This is a genomic window from Alteribacter populi, assembly GCF_002352765.1.
GTDB lineage: Bacteria > Bacillota > Bacilli > Bacillales > Salisediminibacteriaceae > Alteribacter > Alteribacter populi.
Genome location: NZ_KZ293963.1, coordinates 3,581,526 through 3,600,093, shown reverse-complemented (window position 1 = coordinate 3,600,093; position 18,568 = coordinate 3,581,526). Strand labels below are relative to the sequence as shown.

The 18,568-nt window shown below is 36.4% G+C and carries 24 protein-coding genes and 1 pseudogene; 14 read left to right on the top strand and 11 right to left on the bottom strand.

From position 1 onward, the window contains the following. The first annotated feature begins 128 nt into the window (after positions 1 to 128). The 7 genes and pseudogenes from CDZ94_RS16695 to CDZ94_RS16670 all read left to right on the top strand — a co-directional run bounded on the left by CDZ94_RS16695 (position 129) and on the right by CDZ94_RS16670 (position 3,930). Positions 129 to 704, top strand: coding sequence for a hypothetical protein (locus CDZ94_RS16695; protein ID WP_096438963.1), 576 nt, complete (start codon positions 129 to 131; stop codon positions 702 to 704). 90 nt (positions 705 to 794) lie between these two features. Beyond that, positions 795 to 1,381, top strand: a pseudogene (locus tag CDZ94_RS21935) (tyrosine-type recombinase/integrase); the annotation flags it as partial. Between the two features lie 139 nt (positions 1,382 to 1,520). Next, complete coding sequence (locus CDZ94_RS16685) at positions 1,521 to 1,982, top strand: GNAT family N-acetyltransferase (protein ID WP_096438961.1); 462 nt, start codon at positions 1,521 to 1,523, stop codon at positions 1,980 to 1,982. 334 nt (positions 1,983 to 2,316) lie between these two features. Beyond that, positions 2,317 to 2,463: a hypothetical protein gene (locus CDZ94_RS21430; RefSeq protein WP_157911776.1), complete on the top strand. Its 147-nt coding sequence runs from the start codon at positions 2,317 to 2,319 to the stop codon at positions 2,461 to 2,463. Between the two features lie 248 nt (positions 2,464 to 2,711). Further along, complete coding sequence (locus CDZ94_RS16680) at positions 2,712 to 2,891, top strand: hypothetical protein (protein WP_096438959.1); 180 nt, start codon at positions 2,712 to 2,714, stop codon at positions 2,889 to 2,891. 140 nt (positions 2,892 to 3,031) lie between these two features. Beyond that, complete coding sequence (locus tag CDZ94_RS16675) at positions 3,032 to 3,265, top strand: DUF3953 domain-containing protein (protein WP_096438957.1); 234 nt, start codon at positions 3,032 to 3,034, stop codon at positions 3,263 to 3,265. A 125-nt stretch (positions 3,266 to 3,390) separates the two neighbouring features. Further along, positions 3,391 to 3,930, top strand: a complete 540-nt coding sequence (locus CDZ94_RS16670) for a GNAT family N-acetyltransferase (protein WP_096438955.1) — start codon at positions 3,391 to 3,393, stop codon at positions 3,928 to 3,930. A gap of 85 nt (positions 3,931 to 4,015) precedes the next feature. Here CDZ94_RS16670 and CDZ94_RS16665 read toward each other — a convergent pair whose 3' ends face one another. Continuing rightward, the gene (locus CDZ94_RS16665) at positions 4,016 to 4,927 is read right to left on the bottom strand and encodes a DMT family transporter (RefSeq protein WP_096438953.1); all 912 of its coding nucleotides are present in this window, start codon (positions 4,925 to 4,927) and stop codon (positions 4,016 to 4,018) included. A 144-nt stretch (positions 4,928 to 5,071) separates the two neighbouring features. Between CDZ94_RS16665 and CDZ94_RS16660 the strand changes: the two genes are divergently transcribed. The 3 genes from CDZ94_RS16660 (at position 5,072) to CDZ94_RS16650 (ending at position 8,003) form a co-directional block, all read left to right on the top strand. Then, on the top strand, positions 5,072 to 6,868 hold the full coding sequence (locus CDZ94_RS16660) for an ABC transporter substrate-binding protein (RefSeq protein ID WP_096438951.1): 1,797 nt from the start codon (positions 5,072 to 5,074) through the stop codon (positions 6,866 to 6,868). A 154-nt stretch (positions 6,869 to 7,022) separates the two neighbouring features. Continuing rightward, positions 7,023 to 7,214: an inorganic diphosphatase gene (locus CDZ94_RS22005; protein WP_198546749.1), complete on the top strand. Its 192-nt coding sequence runs from the start codon at positions 7,023 to 7,025 to the stop codon at positions 7,212 to 7,214. Positions 7,215 to 7,445: 231 nt separating this feature from the next. Then, the gene (locus tag CDZ94_RS16650; protein WP_198546732.1) at positions 7,446 to 8,003 is read left to right on the top strand and encodes a nucleotidyltransferase domain-containing protein; all 558 of its coding nucleotides are present in this window, start codon (positions 7,446 to 7,448) and stop codon (positions 8,001 to 8,003) included. 387 nt (positions 8,004 to 8,390) lie between these two features. Here CDZ94_RS16650 and CDZ94_RS16645 read toward each other — a convergent pair whose 3' ends face one another. Beyond that, on the bottom strand, positions 8,391 to 8,699 hold the full coding sequence (locus CDZ94_RS16645; protein ID WP_096438949.1) for a site-specific integrase: 309 nt from the start codon (positions 8,697 to 8,699) through the stop codon (positions 8,391 to 8,393). Positions 8,700 to 8,882: 183 nt separating this feature from the next. Between CDZ94_RS16645 and CDZ94_RS16640 the strand changes: the two genes are divergently transcribed. Both CDZ94_RS16640 and CDZ94_RS16635 read left to right on the top strand, forming a co-directional pair. Next, positions 8,883 to 9,374 (top strand): NUDIX hydrolase, encoded by a 492-nt coding sequence (locus CDZ94_RS16640; RefSeq protein ID WP_096438947.1) that lies wholly within the window; start codon positions 8,883 to 8,885, stop codon positions 9,372 to 9,374. 123 nt (positions 9,375 to 9,497) lie between these two features. Further along, positions 9,498 to 10,016 (top strand): NUDIX hydrolase, encoded by a 519-nt coding sequence (locus tag CDZ94_RS16635; RefSeq protein ID WP_096438945.1) that lies wholly within the window; start codon positions 9,498 to 9,500, stop codon positions 10,014 to 10,016. A gap of 662 nt (positions 10,017 to 10,678) precedes the next feature. Here CDZ94_RS16635 and CDZ94_RS21870 read toward each other — a convergent pair. After that, complete coding sequence (locus tag CDZ94_RS21870; RefSeq protein ID WP_280951863.1) at positions 10,679 to 10,810, bottom strand: hypothetical protein; 132 nt, start codon at positions 10,808 to 10,810, stop codon at positions 10,679 to 10,681. Positions 10,811 to 11,029: 219 nt separating this feature from the next. Beyond that, positions 11,030 to 11,836, bottom strand: a complete 807-nt coding sequence (locus CDZ94_RS16625; protein ID WP_096438941.1) for an alpha/beta fold hydrolase — start codon at positions 11,834 to 11,836, stop codon at positions 11,030 to 11,032. A 378-nt stretch (positions 11,837 to 12,214) separates the two neighbouring features. Here CDZ94_RS16625 and CDZ94_RS16620 point away from each other — a divergent pair, with 378 nt between their 5' ends. Beyond that, positions 12,215 to 13,396: an amidohydrolase gene (locus CDZ94_RS16620; RefSeq protein ID WP_096438939.1), complete on the top strand. Its 1,182-nt coding sequence runs from the start codon at positions 12,215 to 12,217 to the stop codon at positions 13,394 to 13,396. A gap of 59 nt (positions 13,397 to 13,455) precedes the next feature. Here the strand turns inward: CDZ94_RS16620 and CDZ94_RS16615 are convergent, their stop codons facing one another. The 6 genes from CDZ94_RS16615 to CDZ94_RS16590 form a co-directional block, all read right to left on the bottom strand. Then, positions 13,456 to 13,794 carry a VOC family protein gene (locus CDZ94_RS16615; RefSeq protein WP_096438937.1) on the bottom strand — a complete coding sequence of 113 codons (339 nt, stop codon included), beginning with the start codon at positions 13,792 to 13,794 and terminating at the stop codon, positions 13,456 to 13,458. A gap of 329 nt (positions 13,795 to 14,123) precedes the next feature. Continuing rightward, a complete protein-coding gene (locus tag CDZ94_RS21610) occupies positions 14,124 to 14,273 on the bottom strand; it encodes a hypothetical protein (RefSeq protein ID WP_210421733.1) in 150 nt (49 codons plus the stop codon). Positions 14,274 to 14,503: 230 nt separating this feature from the next. Then, positions 14,504 to 14,944 (bottom strand): GNAT family N-acetyltransferase, encoded by a 441-nt coding sequence (locus CDZ94_RS16605; RefSeq protein ID WP_096438933.1) that lies wholly within the window; start codon positions 14,942 to 14,944, stop codon positions 14,504 to 14,506. Continuing rightward, positions 14,914 to 15,984, bottom strand: coding sequence for a YheC/YheD family protein (locus tag CDZ94_RS16600; RefSeq protein ID WP_096438931.1), 1,071 nt, complete (start codon positions 15,982 to 15,984; stop codon positions 14,914 to 14,916). The genes CDZ94_RS16605 and CDZ94_RS16600 overlap by 31 nt, the downstream gene beginning before the upstream one ends. 293 nt (positions 15,985 to 16,277) lie before the next feature. Beyond that, the gene (locus tag CDZ94_RS16595; RefSeq protein ID WP_096440950.1) at positions 16,278 to 16,904 is read right to left on the bottom strand and encodes a pyridoxamine 5'-phosphate oxidase family protein; all 627 of its coding nucleotides are present in this window, start codon (positions 16,902 to 16,904) and stop codon (positions 16,278 to 16,280) included. Between the two features lie 118 nt (positions 16,905 to 17,022). Continuing rightward, positions 17,023 to 17,382, bottom strand: coding sequence for a DUF3889 domain-containing protein (locus CDZ94_RS16590; protein WP_245415750.1), 360 nt, complete (start codon positions 17,380 to 17,382; stop codon positions 17,023 to 17,025). 142 nt (positions 17,383 to 17,524) lie between these two features. Here CDZ94_RS16590 and CDZ94_RS16585 point away from each other — a divergent pair, with 142 nt between their 5' ends. Next, positions 17,525 to 18,037, top strand: a complete 513-nt coding sequence (locus CDZ94_RS16585) for a GNAT family N-acetyltransferase (protein WP_096438929.1) — start codon at positions 17,525 to 17,527, stop codon at positions 18,035 to 18,037. 11 nt (positions 18,038 to 18,048) lie between these two features. Here the strand turns inward: CDZ94_RS16585 and CDZ94_RS16580 are convergent, their stop codons facing one another. Beyond that, on the bottom strand, positions 18,049 to 18,501 hold the full coding sequence (locus CDZ94_RS16580; RefSeq protein ID WP_096438927.1) for a hypothetical protein: 453 nt from the start codon (positions 18,499 to 18,501) through the stop codon (positions 18,049 to 18,051). Positions 18,502 to 18,568: the final 67 nt, after the last annotated feature.

The following is an 18,568-nucleotide window of genomic DNA, read 5'->3' as shown; positions in this document are numbered from 1 at the left end:
TTAACGGTGTGCGATAGCATAAAAGACAGTCGCTGCTCTTGTTGAAGTATTGGGGAGGATAGCGAAAAATGAATATTTGTTAATTTACAGGTTAAGGTAATACCCAAATACAGTTAGGGTGATGTAAATTGGCTAAGAATATTTTTCTAATGTTGCTGATTTTTAGTACCCTTATTTGTGGGGTAAACAATGAAACAATTTCTGCAAATACAATTAGCGAGTCTCGACCTTTTGAAGAGATATATCCTGAAATTGGTTATAAAACAGTTGAAGGTGCTGTTAAAGAATTTGAAAATCATTTCAAACAAGACTTAAAACTACCGCTTAGGCTTCCACCTTTAAACTTTACACATCATTTCGGAAGGTTTACTGATGCAGATGGTGACACAAACGGCCACCTTGAATTGGAGTTTATCAATGATAAGTCACCAGAAAATCATTATTTTATTTTTGTTCGCCCTATTGAACATAAAATTCCAATCAAAGATAATCGGATTGTAGAACAATTCAAATTAAAAAACGGAGATAAGGCAAAGTTTATTAGCGTTTCGGAATCATTCGAAGCCCTCGTCTTTGAAAGAGATAATTGGCAATATATACTTAATATTCCTAAAAGAATTTCAGAAAAGGTCAGTCCTGAAATGTTAGTTGAAATAGCCAACTCAATTGATTACCCAAGTGAAAAGAAAAATCCATTAGAATGAACAGTATTATTCAATTGATTAAAGAGTGCGATTACCTTTGGCAAAAGGAGCGTTATTTCCTTGCAGATTCTCACCATGAAAAAGAGTAGACCCTCTTTGCGTATACGAAAATTCCTTACTGAAAAAGAGATGGAATACTTACGTGAAGGTTGTATCTGTTCTTTTGAAAATGCACTATTTGAGTTTATGTATTCAACAGGTTGTCGTATTGGTGAAATGGTTCTACTAGATAAAGAGAGTGTAAGTCTCGAAAATCGGTCTGCCATCGTAACCGGCAAAGGTGATAAAGAACGTGTAGTCTATTTTAATAATCGTTGTGAAATATGGTTAAGACGATATCTTCAAGAACGCAGTGATTCCAATCGAGCATTGTTTGTTACGAAACGAGATCCTCATCGGTTGAGCATCGCACAAATGAGATATATTATAAAACGTATTTCAAGCAGAGCGGAATCAATAAAAGCATACACCCCCACCAATTAAGACTCAGTTATGCGACTCATCTGATGAATAATGGTGCGCCATTAGAAGTCATTCAAAATCTATTAGAACATGAAATAAGCGAAACTACGAGGATTTATGCACAACTTAGTGGAACGATGAGAAGAGAGCTTTACCGTAAATACTTTAAAAAGTGGATATATATCCCTTTAGTGAAACAGTTATTTGAAAATTGATGTTACACTATGAAGAGAAGAGTTTAAGAAGACAACTGGATCGTTGAACAGCTTTTTTCACGTAGAGACTGAAATATAGAGAATTCGAATATACGTTCCTTTATGTTAATATTCAGAAAAAACTGGAGGAATACCGATTATGGTTAAGTTAAAACATATTTCAAATGAATATTTAGAGGAATTAAATTCTTTTGAGCTTCCTGAAGAACAAGCACAATTCACAGCATTACCAAGCAAGATTTTAGAGGAGAGAGAAGGGGAAAAACGAATTGTTATATTAGATGAGAAAGAACCTGTAGGTTTCTTTTTATTACATAAAACTGAACGTGTAAAGGAGTATTCAGATAATCCCAATGCCATGTTGTTAACTGCATTATCTGTTAACTATGCAAGGCAAGGAAAAGGATATGCTAAACAAGCTATGCTCATACTGAGTAATTTTGTTAAATCTGAATTTCCTGACTGTCACGAAATTGTATTAGCTGTTAATCATAAAAATATTCCTGCTCAGCGACTGTACTCAAGAGTAGGTTTTACAGATACAGGAAAGAGAAAAAACGGTCCTATTGGTGAACAGTTCATTTTGAATTTATTGTTGTAAAATAACTTAATCTTTAGCTAAAAAAGCTGTCGTTGCTCCCGTGCTAAAGGGTAGCGTTAGTCGAAGAAGAAAAGATCAAAAAAGCAGATTTCTGCTTTTTTGATTTATTCATTTTCTGAGGTAATGGGATACTCATTTTTATTAATATGTGACTATGAGCCATTTCTAAAGAGGAACGTGAGCAGTTAGAAGGTAAAGATGGATATAAGTCAGGGATGATGGGAAGCGTGGATTCAGACTGCAAGTTATTTACCATAAGTCCGCATGTGAATTTGATGAATCGGCATATTATTATGATAGACTAGCGTTAATTAAAATTTCGGAGGTGAAAGGAATGAAAATATTCATAACACTGCTTTTAGTTGCTTCAATTATTTCGCTCGCCATTGGAGTAAAAAAGAAACATCGTAACATGACAATAATTTCTGGGGCAGTAAGTGTTGGCTTTCTTGTATTGTATATGGTTTTATTTCAGCTTTAACATAGACCGTGCTGGACAATAATATTGACCTAAACCTGGAAAACGTGTGAAGACATCATTGCAGTTTGTGTAATGGTGTTTTCTTTAGAAAAGATCCTGAAAATTGATAATCGGCTATAAGTAATGAGGAAAATGAACTGGTATAGACTGAATCAAATTTCTTCAACTAAAGGGTAAGCATTAGTGGAGCAAAGCAAGCTTCACTGTTGGTTCTGCTACGGGGGAAGTAGAAATAGGGAGGGATAGTTGTGTCAGACGAAATAAATAAAGAGATACTAAAAGAACTCAAAAGAATAAACGAGAAACTTGATAAGTTAGATAATCCTAAAAGTGTGCCACCAATGAAATTTGTAATAAATTGCATTTTGATATTTGTTTCAGTTTTATTTGCAACATTATTACTTTATATGCTCCCTATGTTTTTCTAGTAAGGTTAAGGCTAATCAATTTACTAGAGAAGTAGAAGATTCCAACGTAAACGTTTTTGATAGTTTGTTGTATCACTAACGGGGTGCTTTGGTTGAACATGTTTTATTGACGTAAATAAGCTAATTAGGGGTTTTAAATAGTGTTTTTTAAGATATTAGGAACTATTTTTGCCGCACTAACTATTATTGTTGCAGGATATGGGTTGCTAAATTCAACGGATAAATACACGAGCTACATGCTGTTCTTCATGAGTGGCACATTTCTAATGATGGGGTTAGCTGAATTTCAACGAGCAAAGAAATCCTTTTGGGGTTACCTATGTAGTACTGTTGCGTTATTTACTTTTATTGTTTGGATTCAAGGTTTGTACTAACGGAGAACGCTAGTGGAAAAAACATTGTTGCTTTTTGTAGTGCTAACATGGAGGTTAATTGAAAACGTAAAATGAAGGAATGTAAAGAATAATACTTTTTAATAAAAAATGAGGAGCAGGAGATTATGGAACATCTTACTTTTAAAAAACTAACTAATGAATTAAGTGAACTAATAAACCTTTATACAAAAAATAATTGGAATTTTCACGCTGACCCTGTGCCTTCAGAAGAGGAGATAATAAAGCGGTATAAAACTGGGTGGTATGAAGATGATAAAGAAACATTTTGGATAGAGGAAACTAAGAAAAAGGTAGGGTTAATCATTATAAGTGATATTTCTGACACAATGCCTTTATTATTCGACGTTAGGTTATCTAATGAGGTACGCGGCAAGGGATATGGAGAACAAGCAGTAAAATGGGCTACTAATTATATTTTTTCAGACTCAAATGAAAAAATCAGGATTGAGGCATATACTCGTCACGATAATTATGCAATGAGAAAAATTTTTTATAAGTGTAACTTTCAAAAAGAAGGTTATCTACGGGAGTCTTGGGAAAATGACGATGGTTCAGTAGAAGATGCATTCATTTATGCGATTATTCGCAAGGACTGGGAACGAGGAAGAAAGACCCCTATAAAATTAGACGATGTTCCATTCTAATTCCATTGTGAAGTAGTGTATTTATACAAACGGGAGCAATAGTTGAAGGTCCAGGAAGTTGCAAATGCAGCTTTTTATTTTCCTTTTATTCTGTGTTTTTAGAAGTTACAGTGATTTTTTCATTTGCATTTTCTTTCTTATTTCCCATGGAAAGCAAGAGAATGGAGATAATCAATATTATGGCACCTAATGTATTTTTAACTGTTATCTCAATTGGGAAAAAGGGATAAGAAATAACCGTAAGTAACAATGGACTAAAGGCTCTAGTAACATTAGCAATAGAAAATCGTAAATACTTTAATGCTTCGTATAATAGTAGTGTTCCAAGGAATCCCCCTAAAAGTGTTGATAACACTAGATATCCAATTCCTTCGAATGAATAATTTCCATCAAAAAGTTCCCCCATGATTAATGTGTAAATCATGACAAAAAGTAACGAAATACAATTGTTAGTGAACATGATGGAGTTAGAACTCTTTTGTTTAGACAGCGTTTTTTTAATAAATATATTTGTTAATGCAAAGAAGAATGTATATAAAAGAGCAAAAAAACTACCCATTAAATTATTAGTGTAATCACCACCTGTATCAACAAACAGAAAAGTACCAAGAACAGTAAAAGTAATGAAAAACAATTCTTTTCTAGATAACTTATCATTCAAAATAATTACGGATAAAATTACAGCAAACACTGTATAGAATCTTCCTAGAAAGCCAATCTCCACTGGCGAAAGTAAATTAATACTTAGAAATAAAAAGATGATTCCTAAAGAGTTAAATACAGCTAACAGTATAATATTTTTTTCAAAATAAAATTTTACATAATTCTTAGTAAATAGGCCTAATAATACACAGGCAGTTATAATTGTTACCACATTTATTAACGCTGCTTTAGAAGGAGAAATTTGCAGGAGTCCAAATTTCGACAATAGTGGTCCTACCGCTAACATAAAAACTGAAAGTACATTAAAGAGATGTCCTTTTTGAATATCACTCATTATAATCACCATCCGATCATTTTTTGCTAATTAATGTTCAAATTAAATACTTTGATTACATATATTTGATTATATTTGATAAAAGGAGAATAAAAAGTGTAAATTAATAATAGTTATTTCACCTTTTAAATCGGAGGGTTGCCAATGAGGATAATTGAATATTATATTAGACTTTTTATTACATTTGCAGAAATCAAGAGAGATCGTAAAACGAGTGTAACGAGACATGCTATTAGCAAAGAGTTAGCTTGTTCTGAACGGAATGTTATTCACATCCTAAATAAAATGGAAGACGAAAAGTGGATTAAAGTTATTAGAGGAAAAGGAAGAGGAAATACAACAAATATCACTTTTTTAAAAACGCTGGAAGAAATGTTTGAGAGGTATGAAAAATATTCCCCAAAAACGGAAGATATTGAACGACTTATTTCTATACTAGAGCATGACCCCCAGTTAAATGAAATTCATCAACTGATCAATACGTTTATTAACAAGGTTTTTGGTACTAAAACTAAGTTGCCCCATAATTCCGAAAATGAGAATGAGTATTTAAAAATACCATATTACCGGTCTCTTTACTCTTTAGACCCCTCACACGTCGAAAGACAAACAGAAAGGCATATAGTAAAACAAATATTTAATACGTTAGTAACATATAGCGAAGAAAAAAAGGAAGTAGAACCCTGTCTTTCTCATTATTGGGAGATAGATCGTGACGGAAAGAAATTCACCTTTTATTTAAGAAAGGGTGTTTCGTTTCATTACTCAAAACATCTTGTAGCAGAGGATGTTAAATTTACTTTTGAAAGGTTAAAGAAAACACCATCTAAATGGATCGTTAAAGACTTGGACATGATTAAATGTATAGGGAAGTACGTGGTGCAATTTATTTTTACCAAGCCTTTTTTTCACTGGCTCCTTCTTATTACTTCACCGAAATGTTCAATTGTCCCTTATAATTATGCTTACAAGTCAATGGATGAGTTTTCTAAACTCCCCATAGGGACAGGTCCTTACAGAATTAAAGAACACGAATCAAATTTTCTTAAACTCTCAGTCCATCACGACTATTTTCAAGAACGAGCACACATAGATGAAATTGATATTTTTATACTGCCATCTATCGAAAAGTATCTTAATATAAACGATATTAATCGAGATCCGATTTTTTACATTCCTTTTACAACCAGGAAAGATAATAATAATCAACTACAATATATTGAAAGAAGAAGATTATCTGTAAAGTATCTCATGTGGAATATGAATAAAGAAAAAATACGAACGAATGAGGGAATGAGAAGAAAACTGTCAGCAATACTAGACAAAATGAAAATGATAAAGGATCTGGGTTATCCAAGGTATGAACCTGCAAGTTCATTTATCAAACAACGTTCTTCTTCTCAGGATGGTAAGTATGATGGTGAACCCTATGATAATACACTAAAAGAACCACTGACCTTAATGACATATGATCTTTCACCACATAGAGAGGATGTAAAATGGATACAAAAAGAGTGTAAAAAATACGGGATTATGATTGAAACCAAACAGTTTCCATTTTCCGTCTTTATAGATAATGTAAAAAATGCTGACCTAGTTCTTTCGGAATTTGTCACCGAAGAATCGGAAGAAATATCGCTCTATAATTTGATTGAATCTCAAACAGGAGTCATATATAACCTTATTGATCAAGAAAATAAAATGACCATACAAAGAACTTTGAATAATGCTTTCCAAAAAGAAGAAATGCAGCATAGAATGGAAGAATTTACTAAAATTGATACGTTATTATGTAAAAGATGTATTACTATTCCCTTGTATTGGACTTTCCAAAAAGCGCTATATGATCATAATTTAATGGGCGTGTCTCTAAGTACCATTGGATTGGTCCCCTTCAAGGATTTGTTTTACAGAAAACAACTAAGGTCATACCATAAATAATTTGCAAAATTACTATTGTAGTTAAGAAACGATGCTTTGTCGCTAAACTAAACTGTAGCGAGAGTTGAAAAAGCTCTCGTTGTTCTATTTTTTCATTTTTGGGAGAGGTTTTGAGATGAAGGTGGTGGTGCACAAATGTATAAGGAGTATTTAAATAAAAGTAAAGGGTGTTGTAGTTAGACAATTAGGTACAAAGTACCCTAGATACAAATTTATTTATCCAATAAATTACGGCTATATTCCAAATACAAAAGCAGAAGATGGTGAAGAAATTGATGCTTATGTATTAGAGGAAAGCACCGCATTAAGTGAATATGAAGGAAAAGTTATTGGCAATTGTAAATAGGAATTACGATGCAGAAGATAAACTAGTTGTAGCTAATCAAAATTACAGTGTAGATAAAATAAAATCGCTAATTCATTTTCAAGAACAATTTTTTGAAATTTAGATAAATTGAAACCTCCCAAAGTATGTGAAAAATTGTAATTACGCTAACGGGATGCATTAGTGGAACAGCGATTACCATGTTTGTTTTGCTAACAGGTAGGCTGCTTAAATCTGGAAATTTCTATATAAATGTTGGGAGACAGGAGAATTACCATTACACATGAAATTTTTGAGGCACAAACTAAGTCACAACTAAAAGTATTGAGTGAAATCGGAGCCCTTGCTGAAGGGTTTGATATTAAGTTTTGGTTGCGGGGCGGATGGGCAATTGACTTTCTACTTGGCAAGATTACTCGCCTACATGACGATATTGATTTAGTAACGTGGGTACAAAATAGGGACCGATTAGAATATGAACTATTAAAAGCTGGTTATGAAAAGACCCAAGTTAAAGAAGAATTTTGTAATAGACAGTCTGATTTTTGCAAGGGGAATGTAGAAATCACATTTAGCTATATAACCCGTTCAGACACCGGAAACCTTATTTTGAATGGATTACCTGAATGGGTATGGAGACCAGATTCTTTGCTTCCACAAACTTTTATGTTGAATGGCATATCAGCCCATGTATTAAACCCAACACAACTTTTGGAAGAGAAAGAGGTTTATGAACAAATTGGTCGAACACCAAGACAAAAAGACGCAGAAAGCAAAAAGATATTACAGCAAATAATAGATGAAACATAGTTTTAATTTTAGCTTATGAAAAAACGTACTCAAACTAACGGAAGCTTATATACAGTATTGTTCAAAAAAATGAGGGAGTGGATATAAAGCCTGGTATCCGTTTCCTAAAGAACTAAAAGCAGAGCTTTTGAGTGTCTATGGTGAGGAGCCTTTTCCTCATACTTGGACAGAGCAGGATATTTGGCAAGGTTCGAGGAAAATGATCAAGAACTACTTCGATAACAAACCTAACTAAGCTGAACGTAAAAAAAAGTCCTACAAGATTATTAAAATATTAATCTTTGGGGCTTTTTTATTCAATGGTAACCACATTGGCGTTGTGTGGTAAAATCCTTGTCACTCGATGGTAAAAAACATGGCGAGAGTGGTACATTCGAGTGGCCGTAATCACCGCTCAGATCTCCTTGCTTTTGTTTGTTGAAATTGAACTACTTTAGTAGATTGATATGGACTTCTTAGCCAAGATATATACTCCGCCAGAAGATCAAGATCCACTTCCTTGTACTCTTTTTCTTTTTCATTTAAAAATTGAAAGTAAAACTTTAAATAGTGACAGTATGACTTTAGTGTATTTTCGGCTTTTCCAATGTTATCTAGATATTTAAGAAACCTTATAACAGGAACGACAGGTTTGTTTTCCCTATCAATAAGCAAAAATCTCTTTCTGTCATTAATTAAAACCTCTTGCACTTTCATTAACATCAGCTCCAGATACAATAGTGATGTATTTGTGTTACTCTTTCTATGGAAACTATGTTTACTTTGTTTTTTTTACTGAATATATGTAGTATTTAATCGTTTAATAAGCTCATACATTTTTTTAAGACTAACGAAGCAGAAGAGTTGAAGAAATTATAGGGTTATAAGGGGAGAAAATACATGATTACAAAATATGTGAATTGGGGTGAAGCAAAAGTAAAATTAACTTGGAAACGTGATAAACAACTCCCACCAAGAGAACTAATAACAAGTGTTCATGGATTTTGTTTTAAGGATGATAATCTATTATTAGTCAATTTAAACCATAGAGGTTGGGACTTCCCAGGTGGTCATATTGAGTATGAAGAAAACCCTGAAGAATGTTTAAAGCGTGAAGCATATGAAGAAGGGTATGTTACAGGGAGTTGCTCTCTATTAGGCAATATTATAGTTGATCATAATGAAAACCCAAACTGGGATGAAAATAGTCCTTACCCTAAAGTAGGCTATCAAGTTTTTTACCGTATGAACATTGACCAATTACATGACTTTAGAGCCAAGTATGAGTCAGAAGAAAGAATTCTTATAAATCCAAATGAAGTAACTGTATATTTTCATGATTGGAACGAACTGTACCAAGAAATACTTGATTATGCTTCAAGACAAGGGTAATATACCCTCAATAAAACCAGCTAATAGAAGCTCGTTTCTTGTTGCGTTATCGGGAAGCGTTAGTTGAATAAAGGTTAAGTGGTTAAACTCAAAATAACGTCACCTGAAATTGGAGGAACTCTGATGGAATTATGGGATTTATATGATATAAATCGAAGCAAAACAAATCGTACATGGGTTCGCGGTAACGAGCTTGAACCAGGGGATTTTCACTTAGTTATTCATATATGTATTTTTAATTCAAACGGTGAAATGCTCATTCAACAAAGGCAGTCCTTCAAAGAGGGGTGGCCTAATCTGTGGGATCTCACTGCAGGAGGGAGTGCCATAGCTGGGGATACTAGTCAAATTGCTGCGCAAAGAGAATTGCATGAGGAGATTGGTTTGAAAGTAGATTTTCAGCATATTCGACCTCATTTAACAATTAACTTTGAGAATGGATTTGATGATATTTATTTAATCCAAGAAGATGTGCATTTACATACGCTCACTTTACAGTATGAAGAGGTTCAAAACGTGAAATGGGCAAGCAAGGAAGAAATTTTGACGATGATCAAAAATGAAGAATTTCTCCCGTATTACGAAAGTCTTATCCACTTATTATTTGATTGCCGAAACAAGCGTGGAACTCTTCAAAGGTAAAGGAATTACATTAACAACTATGTAATATTAGAGAAAATCTAAAGGGTCTATTTATTAAGCTAACGAGTGCTTTAGTTATTTTAGAGTTGCAATTAAGCAGCTCTTTTTTTGTCCAAATAATGGGAAAATGGTGTTACACTAATGAGGAGAAAATCCTTCAATACCAAAAGACATAAGTATGATGCGACTTATTGAAAGGAGTTAATATATGAAGCAGTTTGATTGGTTTGGGTTATTTTTTTCTTTGGTACTCTTATTTATTATTTTTTCTCCTCTTATATTTTCAAAGATACAAAAGAAAAACACTGTAATTATAGGTTGGAAAGGAGTAGTAAAATCAAGGTGGTTTGGTATACCACTTATTTTTCTTTTGTTATTTTCCTATTTTGGATTTTTAAACTTAACTACTGCAATAACCTTTTCAATAGTGGTATCTTTATTTATATCGCTTATAGCCAACACCTTAGCTTACATCTTGAACAAACGGAAAAGTTATTATTGAAAAGTTCAATTTAAATCCTTCTTCAACAAACAGATTAGCTTTAGAGGAAAGGCTGTCATCGTTGTAATGGTGCTATTGATGAGTGTAGCATCAGAAATTATTGTCGGTGAGGAAAGGAGAGTTTTTTATGAAGTATAATGCTAATTCGTAAAAGGCGTTCTCAGCGAAAAGCTTTCAACTTTTTTAAATACGCATTCTCCAGTCTTAGTAGTTCATGCTCACGTTCTAATTCTTCTTCTAGTGTAAACTTTTTTTCTTCCTTTTTCTTCTGATTATTAGGTTTCTTAGACATAGAAGGCCACCCCTTTGATTTTAGTTTCAGGCCTTCTACTCCTTGATCACGAAATGTCTTCATCCAGCCATATTATTTTTTTTTGGCCAATGACCCATATCCAAGATTTCCATATAGATAATTGGTGACAAGCATTATTTTAAATTCTCCACTATATTTGGCCATAATAAACACCCCCGAAAGTTAGTTTTTCCGCTCTAACTTTCGGGGTCGGTACCATCACATGCGTTTTTTTACTGTCTTATATGGCTTGATCAACTTTTTTCGTGTCATCCAATTTCTAATTAAAGCATTACACTCGTATGGGGCTTTTGTAGGCACTTGATGTTTTGTTCCCTGGATATACACAACTTCTATGTCACGGACTACCTTGCGAAATAGATATTGGTAAGATTGAATGTAATAATCCTCCGCACCGTAAATTAATAGTAAAGGTACTTTTATTTGTTGTAGCCGGTCTGCACTGCTGTAATGTAAGCCAAGGTGATATTGGTTTGCTAACATTTGTGGGTCTGTTCGGATTATTTCTGAATACAATTCTTTCATATGCTGGTTATCAGAAAAGTGGCTTTTAGCAAGAGCCGCTGCTAATAGCGTCATTAACTCATTTTTGGCAGCCCATACGCCTATTTGATATTCTTTCTCCAACAAAAAGCTCCTTACTGCAAAGTATCCACCCATGAGAATGACACCTGCTGTCCGCTCTGGATAGATGAATGCAAACTCTTGGGCGATATAGGCTCCGTTTGAGTAACCACAGATAATCGCTTTATCTACTTGATTGGCATCTAGCACTCGTTTCACATCATAAGCCAATTGTGTCATCGTCATCGGTTCAGAGCTTCGACCACTGCGACAATCACCTCTTATATCAAAAGTAATTACCTTACATACATCCATTAAAGTGACTTGATAACGAAAGGTTAAATGTCCCACGCCCGGTGGTGGAATAAAAATAATGGGTGTCCCTTTGCCTATCGTTTCATAGTAAATAGATGGTTGATGCTTTTCTTTTGCAAATGGCATCTACTTTAGTCATCTCCTTACGCTTATTCTTCAAGGAAGACGCCAAACGACTTTTGCATTTTAACCCCTTCTCCTACTTACTATCCCTTAACGTTCACCCATTATTCTAAGTAGGTTATCTTCCATTTTACTCTCTCTTAAATCATGATCCATGTCCACAACCAAAAAGCCGACATCTGCGCATTTAATATCGCAATTCACCATCATACACCACTTTGCCCACCTCACTTTACTCCCTTCCATTCACTAGCTCATTGTTTATAGCGACCAAAATAACAAATAGATTACAATTGAACATTTATGCAGGACTTTTATTTAGTTTAACGAAAGACTGAATATAAGAATACATCAAGACCAAAAAAGGAGCTGACAAAAACAATGAAAGCATACACAAATGCGACTGTTTTAGACGGGTTAGGAAATACATACACGAATGCCACTGTTTTAATCGACAGTGAAAAGATCATCGGTGCAGGTGATCACATTGCAATCCCAGCTGATGCGGAAGTGATTGATTGTGAAGAAAAATACGTGACACCCGGCCTTATTGATGTCCATACTCATTTAGGAGTGCACGAATCAGGCTTTGGAACAGAAGGACAGGACTTTAACGAAACGTCCCAGCCTTTAACGCCTCATATTCGTGCACTGGACGGGATCAACCCGAGAGAACGCGGTTTTCAAGACGCGAGGGAATGTGGCGTTACGACTGTACAAGTGATGCCAGGCAGTGCGAATGTGATTGGTGGAGAAATGGTCGTCCTTAAGACCGCGGGACATGTCGTCGACGAAATGCTCATTCGAGATCCATCCGGAATGAAAGGGGCATTTGGTGAAAATCCAAAGCGGGTATATAGTCAAAAGAGCGTTTCCCCAATGACCAGAATGGGAACTGCTGGTTTGTTAAGAGAAACACTAATGAAAGCGCAAGATTATAAGGAGAAAAAAGCAAAAGGCGAAGTAAAGGATCGCGATTTAGGAATGGAGCAGCTTATTCCTGTTCTAAATAAAGAGATCACTTTCCGCACACACGCTCACCGCGCAGATGACATTCTCACGTCTTTGAGAATTGCAAAAGAATTCGATATTGACGTTACAATTGAGCATTGCACTGAAGGGCACTTAATCCCGAGACAAGTTGCAGAATCAGGCGTACACGTTTCCATCGGCCCAACAATGTCCACGCGTTCAAAAGTGGAGCTTGCAGACAAAGGCTTCCATACGTTAGTCGAGCTTGATAAATACAACGTCCCCATGTCAATTACAACCGACCACCCCGTGATCGGGATTGAGTATTTAACAACCTCTGCGGCTAATGCGGTCAAATTTGGACTAAGTGAAGAAACGGCATTCAGAGCAATCACTAGCCAAGCCGCTCGTCACATTGGCGTCGAGGACCGTGTAGGATCTCTTGAAGAAGGGAAAGATGCAGATCTCGTTATCTGGACGAAGCACCCTTTTGACGCCTACACAGAAGTTGAAGAAACGATCGTAAACGGCCAATCCGTTTATACGAAAAATGAATCCGACACCAGACCAGCTGAAAAAGTGAATCAATAACCGGCAACAGCTTAGAGAAAGTATAAATCTCTAAGCTGTTTTATTTCATTGGCGCACAATTAGCACAGAACTTCGACAGTGAATCCTCCAGGAGCTTCTACATAAAAAGTATAACCATGGGCATGTTGGGGAGGCTCAACTGCAAACCCACCTTCTTTTAAACGTTGATACATATTGTTTACTTCCGCTTCACTTTCCACCGGGAATCCAATATGAAAGGTGTTCGGATAATGAACCTCTTTTCCCTTCATTAAGGTTAATACGAAGTCATCGTCATCAAACATAGCCGCAAACCCGTTCCCCCGACTACTAATACACCGCATACCAAAATAGGTTTCTAAAAAAGTCTTCGTAGCTGAAACATCTGTCACAGTTAAATTAAGATGATGTAATTTCATGCTTCCACTCCTTCTAATTTGAGGTAAAAATATAGATTCACCTTTATCTTATTACATTCATGCAAGTGATAACGTTAAAGGTAAATGACCTACTGTTACAAAGACCTACCCGTCACATAGGTTTAATGTTTTAGGTAAATCTTGAACTAACTAGTCTTTTTGCAGCTCCGTTGGCCTGCATCTGCTCGCTTTCCGCGGACGAACCGCCAAGCCTTCTGGGCTCAGAATTGTGAAATTCATTCCGTTAATTCACCTAAATGATCGTATCTCGAAATGTTTAAAAAACGAACGGCATTAGCAGCCTGTCCGTTTTCATAAAGAAATACGCTTTATATTGTTTTTTTCCGGTAATTCTTCTCTTTCATCCTTTTTTCCTCTGGCTGATAAGGAGATGGCAGTGGGCCGTTTGATAAAAGTACGGATTCCAATAGTTTACGTTCTCTATTAGGAGGAATTCGTAGAAAGTCATTATTAATCATCTCACCATTTCTCCTATTGTCTTCAACGTTATCCTGATCAGCCTTGCCCATTGTGTCATGCATAGGTTGTACGACTTCCAAAACTTAAACTACACACCAAAATAAAAGGAAAAACTTATTCAATAGAAACTCCCCCTACTAAACATATGATGTTCTAGAGAGAGAATGGCATTTATTTACTTCCCATCACCGTTTAATTGACAATCGGTTTTATGCGCTATTACTTGGTTTTATCCCTTCAACTCCCAATAAATCATCCCATCCTTTTCAACAAAAACGTCAAACCCTAGTTTTTCTAACACTCGTATAGACGGTACATTGTCCACTGCACATTCCGCCAGCACTTTCTCTACTCTCTCATTTTGAAATGCCCACTCAATTAAGGCTTTTACACCCTCAGTAGCATAGCCTTTATTTCTAAAATCGGTCATAAACCCATAGCCAATTTCCACCGTGCCAATTGGCGTAGGTTCACCTTTAAAACCAATATCACCGATCGCTTTCCCGTTTTGAAAAACAACCCAAGGACCCCAGCCATCAATAGCAGCGTCTTCTTCTAGCTTTTTCAAAAAATCCGTCATATGCTCACCACACGGATAATCGTCCTCTATTTGTTCGATCAATTCTAACGTACAAGAAATCAGTTTGAGACGCTTTGTGCGTTGTTCCATATTTTCTCCTCTTTCGCTAAAATATAACGGAGTGGCTGAGCGGTTGCTTCATACCACGCTTCCAACTCCCCCGCCGCTTTGTACGTAAGACGCTGATCTTTTAAATTCGCTTCAATAAACCAAACACGCCCGGCCGTATCAACCATCAAATCCAGTCCAACATCGATGATCGGCAAGTTCTTTTCTAATTGGGAGGCGATTTGACACCCCAACTCCTCGACATTCGTTTTTGCTTTTGAAATATAACCTCTGCTGAACGGATGCGCCGTCGCCCCTTGGGCAATATTTGTTAAATAGTCGCCTCTTTGCGCCAGCCTGATTGCCTTCGCAGTTACTTGCCACGTCCCGCCCACTGCCTTTTGCACACTCATCCTGCACTCGACCGTCCGCCCACGCCAAGTAACCGATTGTATTTCTTGCTGCACTAAATAAGGAATACGATTCAAAGAAAGGCAAAAATCCTTCAGCTCTTTTGCAGTTAACGTTTCAATCTTAAGCTTCTTTTTCACTTTCCTTTTCACTAAATACCTGCTATCACCCTTATTGACAGCGATAATCCTCCTCCCCAACGCCCCTCTCTCCGGCTTCAAAATCACACGCTTATGTTTATTTAACACCTCCATCATATTTTTCCAAGATAACTTTCTCGTCTCAGGAATATGAGCTGAAAGATTCAAATCATTTTTCAAAAAACTCAGATGCCGCCACTTATTCCGCTCTTTCGCGGACTGAATTTGATAAAATTGATAGCCTTCCTTCTTCGCCAGGGAGTCTAGCTGACTGCGAAACCTTTTTGGTATCGCCGCCCGGCAATAGGTGATTCTCGGAAGTGCCATTGTCTTTCGCAACGGTTTCGTTTGCTTCCTGATCACATAGCCATCCACCTGCTTATGAATGACCACATTCTCACTTAAAAAGTAAAAAACAATCGGTGCATTATGCTCATCTGCAAATCTCTGATAAAAGGAAAGCTTCTCCACCTTCGATGTATCGTTTACTAGTTGAAAAAACTGCTTCTTACTCACAATAATTCCGATCACAATCGTTCCTCCTCCGTAAAAAGGACGTATATTTTACTATACGTTCATTAAAGATAAGAGGTTTGTATGAAGCAATCAACTTCTAATAAAAGGCTTTGGTAGCAATTCTACACAAAACAATCATTATTCTATATAAAAGCAGATCAATTCTACCCAAAGTTGCAATTTTTCGATTAAGAGTGCGCGTTGAGCAGCAAAATGTTCTAAACTTATGGCGATATCAATGGAAGTGCCCAGTTTATCAGCGGAAATTCCTGCTTTATCGGCGATTCGACAAATTATTACAAACTACGCTAATAAAGCTTCTCACGATACCCTTTCTCCAGCCTATCTTTCATCGCTCGCTCATCCATCCCATCCAACTTCGCATGATCAGTCAGCATTTTAGCAGCAGACGGAAGCACCTCGGTATCTGGCCAAGTATCCGAATTCCATAGTTTTGAGCGTTTGATTGATTTAGCACAATGAACAAAGCACTCTTCTATCCTTACGCCAATTCCAAGCAATGGCCTCTTCCCTCGCACAGCCATACGTGTAAGCAGCTCTTCATCTTTTACAATCGACGCTGTCCCGTTTATACGTAATGTTTCACCTAATGAAGGAATGAGAAAAAGAAGCCCGATTCGATCATTTGCTAAAATGTTTCGCAAGCTGTCCATTCTTTTATTCCCAGGTCTTTCAGGAATAATGAGATGCTTTTCATCGAGAACGTGAACAAATCCAGGAGCATCTCCCCTTGGCGACGCATCACAGGCTCCCTGGTCGTCAGATGTCGAGATAATCAAGAATGGTGACATCGAAATAAACCGTTTACAATGATCATCAATAATATCAATGGTTTTTCGCTGAACGAGCTCGCTCGGTTTACCTATAAGGGCATTTAATTCTTGCTCAGTGGTGAGTGTATTTTGAAAAAACATCAGCTTTCCCCTCCAACTTTCTTCAGCTTCTGTACACACAAAAAAAGAAGAGGAGCTCGCTCCCCATTCACATTTCATTATTCATATGTATTTCTTTCTCCTCTTTGAAAAACCCTTTTTACCGATCTGTTTTTTCATAGGTTATTTCGATTACTTCTTCCGTTTTGAGATCAAAGGTAATGTTAATAAACACGCCAAACTCACACTCGCCATCATCTCTTAACCACAATTTGAACTTTTCTGTAGCTTGATTATCCTCTTCTCCTTCTTCTCTACCGATATGTAAATAGTCGACTACTTTATAATCAGGATAGCGCTCTTTTACTTTTTCAACCGCTAGCTTTCCCCACTTAGCATACGCTGGTTCTTCTTGTTGTAGCAGCGTCACAACAGATGGTGCTGAATATACTTGTGGAGCTGTCATAGCTATCTGACTGACTAGACATACTGCTAAAATATAAGCCAAACGGTCATTCATCATTCATCCCCCTCAATATTCGCTTCCTTTTTAACATACCCATAATCTTTTTCGTGACTATTTTTCAAAAGAGGGGAAGGAAAAATGCTTCGTATATCGAAGAATTATATTTAGCATGAAATGGAAGACTGAGGTGAAAATAATGAACGACTTATCCAAAGCAGAAAAGCTGACATTTGTGAAAATGCGTCCCCTTCATGCAGAAAAAATCTTATTTTGGCAATACCCGGAGCCTTATTCGATTTATAATTTAGAGCCTACGAACGAATGTTTACAGGAGCTTATAAACGGATCTTATTTTTCCGTGATCAATCAAGAGAATGAACTTGTTGGCTTTTGTTGTACCGGTGAGGAAGCACGGGTGCCAGGGGGCTATGATACCGGAGTGTATGAAAAACAGTGCTTTTTGGATATCGGAATTGGCTTAAAACCCGAGCTAACCGGAATGGGGATTGGTGAACAATTCTTCAAAAAAGTTTTGCAGTTTTTAGGAGATACATACAGTACGGAGCGGTTCCGCCTTGTGGTTGCTGCATTTAACAAGCGAGCAATTCGCCTTTATTTAAAAACTGGCTTTATAGAACAGCAGTATTTTTCAAGTAAAGTTAAAGGATCCAACATGACATTTTTGAGTATGATCAAAGAGCCGAAATAAAGAGGCGCTGCCTATTCATTGGATAAATATTTTTCTATTTCTCGTTTCCGAACCTTTCTGGCCTGTTCATTCATCTTCATAAAAGCGAGCTTCGTTAACATTACCATTGTCACCGCAAACGCCACCAAACCGATATTGGAGAAGTTAACAGTGGTAATGGTAGCATTTAGCCCAATCAGATAAAGGACAAACACTGAAATTTGAAAAAGAGCTTCTACGTACGGAAACACGATACGCCATGGTCGTCGTTGCACCGGAAGCATTCTTAGTAATGATAAAAGCTGAAGAGGAATGATCCAGCCAAATGTAGCAAATGCAAATATCATGACGCTAAAGCCTGATTCTATTTGAACGAGGTTGACCCCAATTCCCCAGATCCCTAGGATGACAAGAGAAATCAACCCAACAAAAAAGCCGATCGTTAACGTAATTAGTAGTAAGAATTGAAGAGCTTCTTTTTTCAAATCGTCTCCTCCAGTTATCGTTAATTTGCGGTTTCTTTTTTAAAATTGTGCGCTTATTCACATTGTC

Excerpts from the sequence above, each read along its gene's own strand:
- CDZ94_RS16685 (WP_096438961.1), top strand. The coding sequence starts at position 1,521 with ATGGTTAAGTTAAAACATATTTCAAATGAATATTTAGAGGAATTAAAT.
- CDZ94_RS21430 (WP_157911776.1), top strand. The coding sequence starts at position 2,317 with ATGAAAATATTCATAACACTGCTTTTAGTTGCTTCAATTATTTCGCTC.
- CDZ94_RS16670 (WP_096438955.1), top strand. The coding sequence starts at position 3,391 with ATGGAACATCTTACTTTTAAAAAACTAACTAATGAATTAAGTGAACTA.
- CDZ94_RS16665 (WP_096438953.1), bottom strand. The coding sequence starts at position 4,927 with ATGAGTGATATTCAAAAAGGACATCTCTTTAATGTACTTTCAGTTTTT.
- CDZ94_RS16660 (WP_096438951.1), top strand. The coding sequence starts at position 5,072 with ATGAGGATAATTGAATATTATATTAGACTTTTTATTACATTTGCAGAA.
- CDZ94_RS16650 (WP_198546732.1), top strand. The coding sequence starts at position 7,446 with ATGTTGGGAGACAGGAGAATTACCATTACACATGAAATTTTTGAGGCA.
- CDZ94_RS16645 (WP_096438949.1), bottom strand. The coding sequence starts at position 8,699 with ATGAAAGTGCAAGAGGTTTTAATTAATGACAGAAAGAGATTTTTGCTT.
- CDZ94_RS16640 (WP_096438947.1), top strand. The coding sequence starts at position 8,883 with ATGATTACAAAATATGTGAATTGGGGTGAAGCAAAAGTAAAATTAACT.
- CDZ94_RS16635 (WP_096438945.1), top strand. The coding sequence starts at position 9,498 with ATGGAATTATGGGATTTATATGATATAAATCGAAGCAAAACAAATCGT.
- CDZ94_RS21870 (WP_280951863.1), bottom strand. The coding sequence starts at position 10,810 with ATGTCTAAGAAACCTAATAATCAGAAGAAAAAGGAAGAAAAAAAGTTT.
- CDZ94_RS16625 (WP_096438941.1), bottom strand. The coding sequence starts at position 11,836 with ATGCCATTTGCAAAAGAAAAGCATCAACCATCTATTTACTATGAAACG.
- CDZ94_RS16620 (WP_096438939.1), top strand. The coding sequence starts at position 12,215 with ATGAAAGCATACACAAATGCGACTGTTTTAGACGGGTTAGGAAATACA.
- CDZ94_RS16615 (WP_096438937.1), bottom strand. The coding sequence starts at position 13,794 with ATGAAATTACATCATCTTAATTTAACTGTGACAGATGTTTCAGCTACG.
- CDZ94_RS21610 (WP_210421733.1), bottom strand. The coding sequence starts at position 14,273 with ATGATTAATAATGACTTTCTACGAATTCCTCCTAATAGAGAACGTAAA.
- CDZ94_RS16605 (WP_096438933.1), bottom strand. The coding sequence starts at position 14,944 with ATGGAACAACGCACAAAGCGTCTCAAACTGATTTCTTGTACGTTAGAA.
- CDZ94_RS16595 (WP_096440950.1), bottom strand. The coding sequence starts at position 16,904 with ATGTTTTTTCAAAATACACTCACCACTGAGCAAGAATTAAATGCCCTT.
- CDZ94_RS16590 (WP_245415750.1), bottom strand. The coding sequence starts at position 17,382 with ATGAATGACCGTTTGGCTTATATTTTAGCAGTATGTCTAGTCAGTCAG.
- CDZ94_RS16585 (WP_096438929.1), top strand. The coding sequence starts at position 17,525 with ATGAACGACTTATCCAAAGCAGAAAAGCTGACATTTGTGAAAATGCGT.